Annotated in this window: 8 protein-coding genes and 1 pseudogene; 5 read left to right on the top strand and 4 right to left on the bottom strand. The window is 71.1% G+C overall.

The window, feature by feature from the left end:
* Window positions 1–453 precede the first annotated feature (453 nt).
* Entirely contained in the window at window positions 454–4,182 is a 3,729-nt protein-coding gene (locus tag MKK60_RS14700) for a vitamin B12-dependent ribonucleotide reductase (RefSeq protein WP_243937156.1), read from the bottom strand.
* A 531-nt stretch (window positions 4,183–4,713) separates the two neighbouring features.
* Here MKK60_RS14700 and MKK60_RS14695 point away from each other — a divergent pair.
* Together MKK60_RS14695 and MKK60_RS14690 are read left to right on the top strand one after the other, a co-directional pair.
* Entirely contained in the window at window positions 4,714–5,130 is a 417-nt protein-coding gene (locus MKK60_RS14695) for an NADH:ubiquinone oxidoreductase subunit NDUFA12 (RefSeq protein ID WP_147844523.1), read from the top strand.
* Between the two features lie 344 nt (window positions 5,131–5,474).
* Window positions 5,475–6,119, top strand: a complete 645-nt coding sequence (locus MKK60_RS14690; RefSeq protein WP_147729817.1) for a DUF2155 domain-containing protein — start codon at window positions 5,475–5,477, stop codon at window positions 6,117–6,119.
* Window positions 6,120–6,168: 49 nt separating this feature from the next.
* Here MKK60_RS14690 and aat read toward each other — a convergent pair whose 3' ends face one another.
* Entirely contained in the window at window positions 6,169–6,855 is a 687-nt protein-coding gene (aat, locus tag MKK60_RS14685) for a leucyl/phenylalanyl-tRNA--protein transferase (RefSeq protein WP_147729863.1), read from the bottom strand.
* A gap of 344 nt (window positions 6,856–7,199) precedes the next feature.
* Between aat and MKK60_RS14680 the strand changes: the two genes are divergently transcribed.
* The gene (locus MKK60_RS14680; RefSeq protein WP_147729864.1) at window positions 7,200–7,481 is read left to right on the top strand and encodes a hypothetical protein; all 282 of its coding nucleotides are present in this window, start codon (window positions 7,200–7,202) and stop codon (window positions 7,479–7,481) included.
* A 132-nt stretch (window positions 7,482–7,613) separates the two neighbouring features.
* On the top strand, window positions 7,614–9,020 hold the full coding sequence (locus MKK60_RS14675) for a hypothetical protein (protein ID WP_243986797.1): 1,407 nt from the start codon (window positions 7,614–7,616) through the stop codon (window positions 9,018–9,020).
* A gap of 229 nt (window positions 9,021–9,249) precedes the next feature.
* Here MKK60_RS14675 and MKK60_RS14670 read toward each other — a convergent pair whose 3' ends face one another.
* Both MKK60_RS14670 and MKK60_RS14665 read right to left on the bottom strand, forming a co-directional pair.
* The gene (locus tag MKK60_RS14670) at window positions 9,250–10,932 is read right to left on the bottom strand and encodes an acyl-CoA dehydrogenase family protein (protein ID WP_147844524.1); all 1,683 of its coding nucleotides are present in this window, start codon (window positions 10,930–10,932) and stop codon (window positions 9,250–9,252) included.
* 195 nt (window positions 10,933–11,127) lie between these two features.
* Window positions 11,128–12,006 carry a DMT family transporter gene (locus MKK60_RS14665; protein ID WP_243986795.1) on the bottom strand — a complete coding sequence of 293 codons (879 nt, stop codon included), beginning with the start codon at window positions 12,004–12,006 and terminating at the stop codon, window positions 11,128–11,130.
* Window positions 12,007–12,461: 455 nt separating this feature from the next.
* Between MKK60_RS14665 and MKK60_RS14660 the strand changes: the two are divergent.
* Window positions 12,462–12,669: pseudogene (locus MKK60_RS14660) on the top strand (hypothetical protein); the annotation flags it as partial.

Raw genomic sequence — 12,669 nt, 5'->3', positions numbered from 1 at the left:
GGCACCGGAGGTGTTCGTGCCAGCCTTCTCCGCTTGGCCGGCTGCGCTCGCCCGACCAGCTCCGCCGGCCAAGCTACTCGTGGCGGAGCGGCCCACCGTGCACTAACTTCACCCTTGGACCACCTCGCGGGGGCCGATCAGTATTGGCCATCGGTTCGGGTCTCCCTCCAGGAGATGCCATGGGGAAGCGTCGGCGACACCCTGGACATCGCCGGATCGAGGCTTCGACCGCTCCAAAAGATTGTCTTGTGGCCTCTCACGATGGACGGGCTTCCGTGCCCCTTTTGTTCACCCAGTGATCCTGGCGGCCGAAAGTCGGCCGCCAGGATCCACATTGCCGTCGCTGTAGCTCGGAAAAACCGGGTTACAACCAAACTACCCTGTTCGGAGCAACCAAACTTCCCCTTTGCACAACCAAACTCACCCGTTCGCTACAAGCGCCGACCGCCGCGCCTACGAGCAGCCGGTCGTGCTGCCGCAGGTGTCGCACTTCAGGCAGGTTCCGTTGCGGACCAGCGTGAAGTTCGCGCATTCCGGGCAGGCCTCGCCGACGTAGCCCTTCATCTTGGCCTCGGCGCGCCGGTCGGCGACGCTGCGCTCCGGCTTGGCGAAGGGCAGGGCCTCGATCGACGTCTCCGCGTGGCCGGCGAAGTCCGGCTCCGCCTTCAGCGCGGTGGCGCCGCGCATGGCGTGGACCACGCCGCCGGCCGGGGCCGACTGGCCCGCGTTGCCGGCGCCGACGCCGACGGTCGCGCCGGACGGGCCGCCCTGGATCAGGGTCAGCCGGTCGGCCGAGCCGCGCAGCAGACCGCGGGAGACGACGCTGGCGGCCGTCTGCTGCGGCTTGCCCGCCTCGCGGGTGGTGTCGCCCTCGCCGCCGCCGAGCACGGTCGAGCCGATCTCGGAGGGGTCGACATGGGCGAGGTCCATGCGGGCGAGGTACGAGATCGCCAGCTCGCGGAAGACGTAGTCGAGGATCGAGGTCGCGTTCTTGATCGCGTCGTTGCCCTGCACGAAGCCCGCCGGCTCGAAGCGGGTGAAGGTGAAGGCCTCGACGTATTCCTCGAGCGGCACGCCGTACTGGAGCCCGAGCGAGATCGCGATGGCGAAGTTGTTCATCAGGCTTCGGAAGGCGGCGCCCTCCTTGTGCATGTCGATGAAGATCTCGCCGATGCGGCCGTCGTCGTACTCGCCGGTGCGCAGGTAGACCTTGTGGCCGCCGACGACGGCCTTCTGGGTGTAGCCCTTGCGCCGGTGCGGCAGCTTCTCGCGCGAGCGGATGCGCTCGACCCGCTCGATCACCCGCTCGACGATTCGTTCGGCGAGCTGCGTCGCCTTGGCGGCGGCCGGCGCCTGCACCAGCGCCTCGACCATGTCCTCCTCGTCGTCCTCGTCCTGGATCAGGGCCGAGTTCAGCGGCTGCGACAGCTTGGAGCCGTCGCGGTAGAGCGCGTTGGCCTTGAGCGCCAGGCGCCAGGACAGGGTGTAGGCCGCCTTGCAATCCTCGACCGTGGCGTCGTTGGGCATGTTGATGGTCTTGGAGATCGCCCCCGAGATGAAGGGCTGCGCCGCCGCCATCATGCGGATGTGGCTGTCGACCGAGAGGTAGCGCTTGCCGATCCGCCCGCACGGGTTGGCGCAATCGAACACCGCGTAGTGCTCCTGCTTCAGCCCCGGCGCGCCCTCGAGCGTCATCGCCCCGCAGATGTGGGTGTTGGCGGCCTCGACGTCCTTCCGCGAGAAGCCGAGGAACGGCAGCAGCTCGAAGGTCGGGTCGGAGAGCCTGTCCGCCGGCACCTTCAGGGTGTCGGTGAGGAAGGCGTCGCCCAGCGTCCAGCGGTTGAACACGAACTTGATGTCGAAGGCCGACTTCAGGCCCGCCTCGATCGCGGCGATCTTGTCGTCGGTGAAGCCCTTGGCCCGCAGGGAGCCCGGGTTGATCGCCGGCGCCTGGCCCATCGAGCCGTGGCCGACCGCGTAGGCCTCGATCTCGGCGATCTCGGATTCGCGGTAGCCGAGCGCGCGCAGCGCATCCGGCGCGGCCTGGTTGATGATCTTGAAGTAGCCGCCGCCGGCGAGCTTTTTGAATTTGACGAGCGCAAAATCAGGCTCGATGCCGGTGGTGTCGCAATCCATGACGAGGCCGATCGTGCCGGTCGGCGCCAGCACCGTCGCCTGCGCGTTGCGATAGCCGTGCTCCTCGCCGAGCCGCAGCGCCCTGTCCCAGGCGGCGCGGGCGTGGTCGCCGAGATTGCCCTGCGGGATGTTGGCGTGGTCGAGCGGCACCGGGGCGATCGAGAGGAACTCGTAGCCCTCCGCCTCGCCGTGCGCCGCGCGGCGGTGGTTGCGGATCACCTTGAGCATGGCGTCCGCGTTGTCCTCGTAGGCCGGAAAGGCCCCGAGCTCCGCGGCCATCTCGGCCGAGGTGGCGTAGGACACGCCGGTCATGATCGCGGTCAGCGCGCCGGCCAGCGCCCGGCCCTTATCCGAGTCGTAGGGCAGGCCCATCGTCATCAGCAGGCCGCCAATGTTGGCGTAGCCGAGGCCGAGCGTGCGGTATCTGTAGGAGAGCTCGGCGATCTCCTTCGACGGGAACTGCGCCATCGTCACCGAGATCTCGAGCACCACCGTCCAGAGGCGGTTGAGGTGCTCGAAGGCCTCGACGTCGAACTGCTTGGTCTGGCGGTCGTACATCGTCAGCAGGTTGGCCGAGGCCAGGTTGCAGGCGGTGTCGTCGAGGAACATGTACTCGGAGCACGGGTTCGAGGCCCGGATCCGCCCGCCGGTCGGGCAGGTGTGCCAGTCGTTCATCGTGGTGTTGAAGTGCAGGCCCGGATCGGCCGAGGCCCAGGCCGCCTCGCCGATCTTCTCCCACAGCTCGCGCGCCGGCAGGGTCTTGGTCGTCTTGCCGGTGGTACGGGCCTTCAGCTCCCAGGACGCGTCGGTCTCGACCGCGCGCAGGAAGTCGTCGGTCAGCGAGACCGAGTTGTTGGAGTTCTGGCCGGCCACCGTGAGGTAGGCCTCCGAGTCCCAGTCGGTGTCGTAGACCGGGAAGTCGATCTTGGTGAAGCCTTGGCGGGCGAACTGGATCACCCGCTTGGTGTAGGAATCCGGCACGGCGTCCTTGCGGGCGGCCTTCACGGCCTTCTTCAGGGCCGGGTTGCGCTCGGGGTCGAAGCAGGCGTCGCCTTCCGCCTCGCACTGGGTGCAGGCCTTCATCACCGCGGCGAGGTGCTTGGAGACGATCTTGGAGCCGGTCACCAGCGCGGCGACCTTCTGCTCCTCCTTCACCTTCCAGTCGATGTACTGCTCGATGTCCGGGTGGTCGATGTCGACGATGACCATCTTGGCCGCGCGCCGGGTGGTGCCGCCGGACTTGATCGCGCCGGCCGCCCGGTCGCCGATCTTGAGGAAGGACATCAGGCCAGACGACTTGCCGCCGCCGCCGAGTTTTTCGTTTTCTCCACGAAGCATCGAAAAATTCGAGCCGGTGCCGGAGCCGTACTTGAACAGGCGCGCCTCGCGGACCCACAGGTCCATGATGCCGCCCTCGTTGACGAGGTCGTCCTGCACGCCCTGGATGAAGCAGGCATGCGGCTGCGGGTGCTCGTAGGACGAGGCGGACTTGGTCAGCTCGCCGCTGCGGTAGTCGACGTAGTAATGGCCCTGGGCCGGGCCGTCGATGCCGTAGGCCCAATGCAGGCCGGTGTTGAACCATTGCGGCGAGTTCGGCGCGACCATCTGCTTGGCGAGCATGAAGCGCAGCTCGTCGAGGAACGCGGAGGCGTCCTCCTCAGAGGTGAAGTAGCCGCCCTTCCAGCCCCAGTAGGTCCAGCAGCCGGCCAGGCGGTCGAACACCTGCGTCGCCGACGTCTCGGAGCCGGTGCGCTCGGCCTCGGGCAGCTCGCCGAGCGCCGCCTCGTCCGGCACCGAGCGCCACAGGAAGGACGGGACGTCGTTCTCCTCGACCCTTTTCAGGCGCGCCGGCACGCCGGCCTTGCGGAAGTACTTCTGCGCCAGCACGTCGCTCGCGACCTGGCTCCAGCTCTCGGGCACCGAGATCCCGTCGAGGCGGAAGACGGTCGAGCCGTCCGGGTTGCGGATCTCGGACAGTGCCTTGCGGAACGGGATCGCCGCATAAGGCGAGGAACCGGACGTGGTGTAACGACGCTCGAACCGCATGAGACGCACCTCTCCCGACGAGGCGCAGAGGCGCCCCGGGGTTGAATCCGGAGATCCGAAGAGCCGAATCCGGGCGCCTGAAGCGACGCTGCCCGGATCGGCCGACGTTGGTAAGAAGGTGGCTGGACGCGCACGGATCGAACGGATCGGCGCTCCCGAACCATGACCCGGACATTAACGCCGGGCCGGCCTTCACGTCAACAAGTGGTGTTCGGCCTCCCGGTTCCACGCTAGATGTTGTGGTCTTGGCGGTAAAATTGTGGATAAGTCGGCGCCGGCCGTAAGTGCTGTTTCCGCCTCCTGGATTTCGCGCGGAAAATTTTTGCGTCCACAGCGTCGTCGGGCCGCCCGAAAACGCGCCCGCCGCGCCGCCGCGCCGGCATGGCCGCCCGGCGGCGTCACCGGCGCCCGGACTCGGGTTTCGGACTTGGTTCTGGACTTGCGGGCACCCGCTGCTCATAACCGCGCTCTGCATGCGCAGCCCGGATCGCGATCCCCGGCCGCGCGTGCGAGCAGGCTTCGGAGACGGCGATGGCGCTCAAGGACACGCTTCTGCGCATCTTCACGTGGTGGAACGGGCAGACGATGTCGCTCGCGCTCTACACCGCGCGCAGCGGCAACTTCGTCGGCAGCGACGACCACGGCAACAAGTACTACCGCGCGCAAGGGGCGCTGATCGACCGCTCAGTCGGCTCGGAGCGGCGCTGGGTGGTCTACAACGGCTACGCCGACGCCTCGAAGGTCCCGCCCGGCTGGCGCGGCTGGCTCTGCCACAACGTCGAGCTGCCGCCGAGCGAGGAGGCCTACACCCCGCGCGAGTGGCAGAAGCCCCACGTCGAGAACATGACCGGCACGGCCGACGCCTACCGCCCGAAGGGCTCGCAGCTCTCCTGGGGCGCCCGCCCCGCCGCCACCGGCGACTACGTGCCGTGGACGCCGGGCGAATAGCCCCCCACCAGTCCGGCCGGCACGTCTCTCCTCCGGTTGGATAGGCCTCCGAGGCCGGATCTGCTTTGACGACCCCGTCTCCGTCATTCCGGGGCTGCGCAGCAGAGCCCGGAATCCAGGGCCGCCGCGAGGCGCAGACTGGAGCCAGACCCGCGGCGCTGGATCCCGGGCTCGCCTCCGGCGCCCCGGGATGACGGGGAGGGGCCGGAAACGAGACCTGCAGGCCCTGTCCGCCCGCGTCGCGACCATGGAGGCCGCGCCCTTTTTCCACCACCGTTTCCGTATTGAACGCGTCGATCCGCCGGCCGCGCGCCGCGTCGTTCACTTGCCGAGAGGGGCGTGCCTTGAGCCGCATCACCGCACGGGCCGCGTTCGGCCTCGCCGCCCTCGCGCTCTGCGCAGGCCCGGCCTCCGCCGACAAGATCAAGAACCCGACCGCGGTGTTCTCCGGCCTCGACAAGATCACCGGCCGCATCGTCTCATTCGAGGTGGCGGTGGACGAGACCGTGCAGTTCGGCGCGCTGCAGCTCACCCCGCGGGTCTGCTACACCCGGCCGCCGACCGAGAGCGCCAAGACCACGGCCTTCCTCGAGGTCGACGAGGTGACGCTGGAGAACAAGTACCGCCGGATCTTCACCGGCTGGATGTTCGCCTCGAGCCCCGGCCTGCACGCGATCGAGCACCCGATCTACGACGTGTGGCTGGTGGATTGTAAGGGCGGCAGCGACATCATCGCCGAGGCGCGCGAGCAGGAGGACGTGCCGGCGATGGCCGCCAAGCCCGAGCGCAAGCGCGGCACGAAGGACGCCGCCAAGACCGTGCAGCAGGTCAACTCCGCCGGCCAGGTCGACGTCGAGGCGCCGCGCGGCGTCCCGGTCCAGCCGCGCCAGAAGCCCTCGCGCAAGTTCTTCCCGTCGAACGAGGGCCCGGCCCCGGCCCCGCCGCAGCCCCCGCAGCCGCAATCGATCTTCGACGCGATCTTCCGCTGACCGCATCCCCCTTTCCCTCCCCCCTGAAGCGGGGGAGGGAAGGGGAGCCTCACGCCTCCGCGGAGCCCGGCCCGAGGGCGGCCAGGGCCTGCGCCCCTCGGACGCTGCCGTCCGTCGGCCAGGCGTTCCAGTCGGCGGCGTGGCCCAGCGCCTCGGCGAGCCGGCGCTTGTAGACGTGGCGCGGCAGCTCCTCGGCGCCGAACTGGGCGAGGTGCTCGGTGACGAACTGGGTGTCGGCGAGGCGGTATCCGCCGGCGCGGAGCCGTCCCATCAGGTGGACGAGGGCGACCTTCGAGGCGTCGCGCACCTCGTGGAACATGCTCTCGCCGAAGAAGGCCGCCCCCATCGAGACCCCGTAGAGGCCGCCGACGAGCCGGCGCGGCTCGCCGGCGTAGACCTCGATCGTGTGGGCGTGGCCGCGGTCGAACAGCGCGCCGTAGAGCTCGCGGATGCGGCCGTTGATCCAGGTGCGCTCGCTCTCGCGGCGCGGGGCGGCGCAGCCGCCGATCACGCCGTCGAAGTCGGTGTCGCTGCGGACCTCGAACACGTCCGAGCGCACCGTGCGCGCGAGCCGCTTCGACACGCGGAACCCGTCGAGCGGCAGCACCCCGCGGGCGCGGGGCTCGACCCAGTACAGCGTCGGGTCGTCGGCGTCCTCGGCCATCGGGAAGATGCCGGCGGCGTAGGCCTTGAGAAGGATCTCGGGCGTGATCTCCACGCGGGTGCCGTCGTGCATGGCGGCGATTCTGGCGTGCGCGCGTCCGGAACGCCAGTGGGGCGGCCGCGCAAATCCACGGCGCCGACGCCGCGGGCCCGACCGGCCGGCGATCGCGATCCTTCTGCGGTTCGATCCGTCCGCATCAGGACCGACCTGCAGGGGCGGCGATCTTTGGAAGCACATCCCCGGCCGCATTGGCTAGGATCATCAGCATCGAACCCAAGAGGCGGCAGCACGCCGCCCGGAGGCCGACATGATCGTCGCCATGCGCAAGTCCCGACCCGAGGCCCGTCCGATCCCGTCGTGTCGTCGCACCGACGGCACGGGGAAGGATCGCAACACGGCACGGAAGGACGACGGCGATGGGCCATCACGACACGGCATTTGACGCATCCGGCGCGGGACGGACATTCGGATCCCGCACCTTCGCCCTGGCCGCGCGGGCGCACCGCCGGCATTACGGCCGGGCCGCCTTCGCCACCGCCATCGACGACGGCCTGATGCCCGACGAGGTGCGCGGCATCCTGGCCGGCCGCAGGATCGTCGACGCCTTCCCGGTGCGCCGGGGCGAGAGCCCGCCGGCCTATGCCGGCCGCGCCGTGGCCGAGATGATGGTCGCCTACCTCGCGAGCGAGACGCCCTGAGCGGCGAAGCGCCCTCGCGGGCGACCCGGCCGACGCGGTCGGCCCGACCCTGATCCCACCCCGAAGTCCAGTCCCACCCCGAAGTCCAGCCATCGGACGACCTGCGCGACGCCGCAGGCGAGAGGTTTCGGCATGCCGATCCACAGCCGTCGCCGCATCCCATCCCGGTTCGCGTTCGCCTGCGCCGCCTCCGCCCTCGGCCTCGGTTGCCTCGTCGGCGCGGGCTCGGCCGACACGCGGACCTCCCTGCGGATGGCCTTCGTCGGCGCCTCGACCGATCTGGCGCAGCGTTTCGCCCCGGCGGACGCGGCGGCGCGGGTCGCCCTCGGGCCGGGCGGGGCGGACGTGCGGGTGGCCGGCGACCTGATGGACGGCGTCGCGCTGCGGGTCGAGGCCCTTCTGGCCGCGAACCCGCAGGCCCGCCGCATCCACCTCACCAGCGGCGGCGGCCTGGTCGAGGAGGGCCTGGCGCTGGGCGCGCTGATCGCCGAGCACGGGCTCGACACCTACGTCCCCGACGAATGCGCCTCGGCCTGCACCCTGGCCTTCGTCCGCGGCCGCGCGCGCTACCTCGGCACGGCCGGGCGGCTCGGCTTCCACGCCCCCTACGAGGCCGGCCTGTTCGGGCAGACCTTCGCGGTCGACGCCAGCCCCGAGCGGGCGGCCTACCGCGACGCCGGCCTCGCCGCGGACTTCACGTCGGAGGCGCTGGCGGTCGCCTCCGACGACATCTGGATGCCGGATGCCGAGCGCCTGATCCGAGCCGGCGCCGTCACCGAGGTGGTGGAGCCCGACCGCTTCCCCGACTCGACCCTCGACGACGACGACGGCCCGGAGGCGGCCCGCGCGCAGGTGCTGCGCAACTTGCCGATCCTCGCGCAGGCCGACCCCGCCGCCCTCGACCGCATCGCCGCCTGGTACCGCGACGGCTACCGGAGCGGGCGCTCGGAAGCGGACGCCTTCGACGGGTTGCGTGCCCGGGCGAACGACCACCTCAAGGTCCTGTTCCGCCGGGCCGACGACGCGACCATCCGGGCGCTCGGGCATGCGGCGCTCGCGGCGTCGCGGGCGGTGGGGGCGGGCGACGGTGATGCGTGCGAAGCCATCGCCGGCGGCGACGTGGTCGCGATCGACGAGGCCCTGCGACACGCCGCACCCGGTGCCGAGCCTGCCGGCGCTGATCGTGCAGGCGCGACGGCAGAATGCGGCGCCGGCCGAGGGAGCCGCCGCGGGCGACGATGCCCGCCCGCGCCGGCACGCCCGGCGCCCGCCGGCGCGCTGCGCGGCCCGGATCGCGGCGCTGCGGCAGGCGCTGGACCGCCCGGCCCGCGAGGCGGCGGCCGAGGTGCGGGGGCTGCTCCTGACGGAGGCGCCGCAGGTCGCCGCGATCGCCGCGCCGTGAGCCTCGCGCGCCGTCCGTCGCCGGGCGACGACCGGTTCCGTCCGCCGCGAAACCGCGGGGACCGGAAGACGAAGGCCGTGGCCGCCCCCGGCACCGGTGAGGATGTGCGGCGCCCGCCGGAGCCGGCGCCGCGGTAAGCCGAGGCTGCACCCCTGATCCGGATTGCGGGCGTGGCAGCTGTCCGGCCGGGGCCGTTTCGGAGCGGACGCGTCCACGCGTCCCTCCCCTCGACGGATCACGGGCTTGCCCAGAATCCGCATCGCTTGCGTGCCCGATTCCGCGTGCCCCCGGGTCGGGCGGCCCCGACTTGGGAGGGGCGGGAAGATCCGAGCGGTGCCCGGGCCGTCTCCCGGCCCGGGCGTCGTCTCACGCCGCCTCGAGCAGGCGGCGGGCGATGACCTGGGCCTGGATCTCGGCCGCGCCCTCGAAGATCGAGAGGATGCGGGCGTCGCAGAGCACGCGGCTGACGGCGTACTCGAGCGCGAAGCCGTTGCCGCCGTGGATCTGCAGGGCGTTGTCGGCCGCCGCCCAGGCGACGCGGGCGCCGAGGAGCTTCGCCATGCCGGCCTCGAGGTCGCAGCGCTTGCCCTCGTCCTTCTCGCGGGCCGAGAAGTAGGTGAGCTGGCGGGCGATGTTGATCTCCACCGCCATCATCGCGAGCTTGTCGGCGACCCGCGGGAAGCTGATCAGGGCTTTTCCGAACTGCATCCGCTCCTCGGCATAGCGCAGGCCGAGGTCGAGGGCCGACTGGGCGACGCCGATGGCGCGGGCCGCGGTCTGGATGCGGGCGGACTCGAAGGTCTGCATCAGCTGGGCGAAGCCCTTGCCCTCGACCTCGCCGAGGAGGTTGTTGCCCGGCACCTCGAAGTTCTCGAAGGCGAGCTCGTACTCCTTCATGCCGCGGTAGCCGAGCACGTGGATCTCGCCGCCGGTGAGGCCCTCGACCGGGAACGGCTCCGCGTCGGTGCCGCGGGGCTTCTCGGCGATCAGCATCGAGAGGCCGCGGTGGCCCTTCTCCTCGGGCTTGGTGCGGACCAGCACCGTCATGATGTCGGCGCGGACGGGATGGGTAATCCAGGTCTTGTTGCCGGAGATCTTCCAGGTCTCGCCGTCCTTCACCGCCTTGGTGCGCAGCGAGGCGAGGTCCGAGCCGGTGTTCGGCTCGGTGAACACGGCGGTCGGCAGGATGTCGCCCGAGGCGATCTTGGGCAGGAAGCGCTGCTTCTGCTCCTCGGTGCCGCCGCACAGGATCAGCTCGGCGGCGATCTCCGAGCGGGTGCCGAGGGAGCCGACGCCGATATAGGCGCGCGACAGCTCCTCGGAGACGACGCACATCGAGATCTTCGGCAGGCCCATGCCGCCGTACTCCTCCGGGATCGTCAGGCCGAAGACGCCGAGCTCGGCCATCTTGGTGACGATCTCCATCGGGATGTAGTCGTTCTTCAGGTGCCACTCGTGCGCCTGGGACACCACCTCGGCCTTGCCGAAGCGGCGCATCTCGGAGCGGATCGCCTCCATGTCCTCGTCGAGGCCGGAATCGCCGACGGTGGCCGACGCCACGCCGTCCCGGATCTTCTGGACCAGGGCGGCGCGGTTCTCCGGGGTGTTGCCGTCAGCGATCAGCGCCTCGACCGCGTCGGTGCGGAACTGCTGCACCTCGCGGGCGGTGAGCCCGAGCGAGCCGACCGGGCGCACCATTTCGCCCTGGCTCATCGGGATGCCCGAGACCATCTGCTCGAGGTACTCGCCCGCGCCGATCTTCACGAGCAGCGTCTCGGTCTCGCCGAGGCGGCCGGCCGCGCGCAGGTTGGCGGCGTAGGTGCCGAGCTCGCGCACCGCCTCGCCGTAGGTGGCGATCCAGGCGAGGCCGTGGGCGGCGTGCTGCTCGGCCTCCAGCTTGGCGGCGTCGACCTTGCCGTCCGTGCCCAGCACGCGGGTGCGGACCCGGCGGGTCGCCTCGGCGACGAGACGTTTCGCGGATTCGCCGGCGGCCTGCGTGAGGGCGACGAGATCCTGCGGCTCGGGCTGGAAGGCGGGCGAAGCGGACATGGCTGGCACTTTCGTCTGAACGTTTCCGGTTGCGAGCAATATAGGCCCGATCCACCGGGACGTAGCAAATTCTTGAGGCTCGGAGCCGCAATTCGTCTTGAATTTTCTATCCAGTCGCGTGCAATTTTCCTCAACGCCGCAACCGGTTGGCGAAACCGGCGCGCCGTGGCGGGTGCCGTCGCCGCGCCCTCTCGCCTAGCCCCAGTTCGCCACCGCGACGCCGATCGCGGCCACCGCCATGCCGGCGACCTGAAGCCCGGTCAGCGCCTCGCCGAACATCAGGTAGGCCATGGTCGCCGAGACCGGCGGCACCAGGAACAGCAGCGCCGAGACGCCGGCCACCGCGCCGCGCCGGATCAGCACGAGCAGCAGCAGGATCCCGGCGACGGAGCTGACCAGCACCGACCACGCCATCCCGAGCCAGACCGGCAGCAGCGGCGGCACGGCGAGGCCGTCGCCCGACAGCAGCGCCAGCGGCACCGCGACGCCGCAGGCGCCGACGAACTGCAGGGTCGCGGTGGCCAGCAGGTCGGCGTCGGCGCCGGTGCGCTTCTGCCAGAGCGTGCCCAGGGTGATCGCGGCGACCGCGCCGGCGCAGGCGGCGAGCGCGACCGGCGGGATGCCGGCCGGGTCGGCGGCGCCGATCTTCGGGGCGAGCACGAGCCCGGCCCCGAGGAAGCCGAGCCCGATTCCGCACCAGCGGCGCAGGCTCACCGCCTCGCCGAGCACCGGCCCGGCCAGCATCGCCGTCGCCAGCGGCTGCAGGCTGCCGACGAGGGCCGCGATTCCCGCGGGCAGGCCGCGATGGATCGCCCAGAACACGCCGACGATGTAGCAGCCCTGCATCAGCACGCCCGCGACCATCGCGTCGCGCCATCCCGCGCGGGTCCGCGGCCAGCGGGCGCGAAGCGCGAGGGCGATCGCGCCGAGCACCAGGGCCACGCCGATCACCCGCAACGCCACGAAGGGCAGAGGCTGGGCATGGGGGGCCACGAACCGGGCCGCGATGAAGCCGGTCGCCCAGATCAGGACGAACAGGCTCGGGATCAGGACGTTTGCGAGGAGGGCGGGCATGGTGCCGCGCAGGCAGCACGCGCCGTCCGCGCTGACAACCGAAAAAGCCGGGGCGCCCCCGCCCCGGGACAGGGGGCGCCCCGCCGTTGCCCGAAGGCTTCACCCCGGCACCGAACGCCGCCCCCCGGCCCTCGACGCGTTGACGGGGACGGGAACGCGATCACGTATCCCAAAAAACGCATCCTCCATCGGGTAGCATCGCCGCACGTGACACACGCTTTGACGGAAGGATCTCGGCGATCACCGCGCATCCCCTCGCCCCGCACGCGGGGAGAGGCCCGCACGGACCTCGTCGTCCGTGCGGGAAGCGCAGGCGAAGCCGGAGCGGCGGTGAGGGGGCGGCCCCGAAAGAGCCTCCTCCGTCGACGCCCCCTCACCATCGGCTGCCGCCGCGCTTTGCCGACGACGTGGTCGGCAAAGCCCCCTCCCCGCGTGCGGGGAGCGGGGAGGGCGGCATGAAACCCCTCCGCACCGCCCTCGAGGTCGCGGGCATCGCCGCGCAGCGCTTCGTCTCCCATGACGGCTGGGCGATCGCGAGCCACATCGCGCTGTCGATCCTGACCTCGCTGTTCCCGTTCCTGATCCTGCTCGCGGCGCTCGCGGGGCTGCTCGGCACCAAGTCCCTGGCCGACGAGGCCGGCCTGCTGATCTTCGACGCGTGGC

It is taken from the genome of Methylobacterium sp. J-092 (assembly GCF_022829325.1).
Lineage (GTDB): Bacteria > Pseudomonadota > Alphaproteobacteria > Rhizobiales > Beijerinckiaceae > Methylobacterium.
Note: the sequence above shows the minus strand (reverse complement) of the source record. Positions and strands in the feature narration are given on the sequence as shown.

Bases quoted from the DNA above. Each gene is read 5' to 3' on its own strand.
- MKK60_RS14700 (WP_243937156.1), bottom strand. From the start codon at position 4,182: ATGCGGTTCGAGCGTCGTTACACCACGTCCGGTTCCTCGCCTTATGCG.
- MKK60_RS14695 (WP_147844523.1), top strand. From the start codon at position 4,714: ATGGCGCTCAAGGACACGCTTCTGCGCATCTTCACGTGGTGGAACGGG.
- aat (WP_147729863.1), bottom strand. From the start codon at position 6,855: ATGCACGACGGCACCCGCGTGGAGATCACGCCCGAGATCCTTCTCAAG.
- MKK60_RS14680 (WP_147729864.1), top strand. From the start codon at position 7,200: ATGGGCCATCACGACACGGCATTTGACGCATCCGGCGCGGGACGGACA.
- MKK60_RS14675 (WP_243986797.1), top strand. From the start codon at position 7,614: ATGCCGATCCACAGCCGTCGCCGCATCCCATCCCGGTTCGCGTTCGCC.
- MKK60_RS14670 (WP_147844524.1), bottom strand. From the start codon at position 10,932: ATGTCCGCTTCGCCCGCCTTCCAGCCCGAGCCGCAGGATCTCGTCGCC.
- MKK60_RS14665 (WP_243986795.1), bottom strand. From the start codon at position 12,006: ATGCCCGCCCTCCTCGCAAACGTCCTGATCCCGAGCCTGTTCGTCCTG.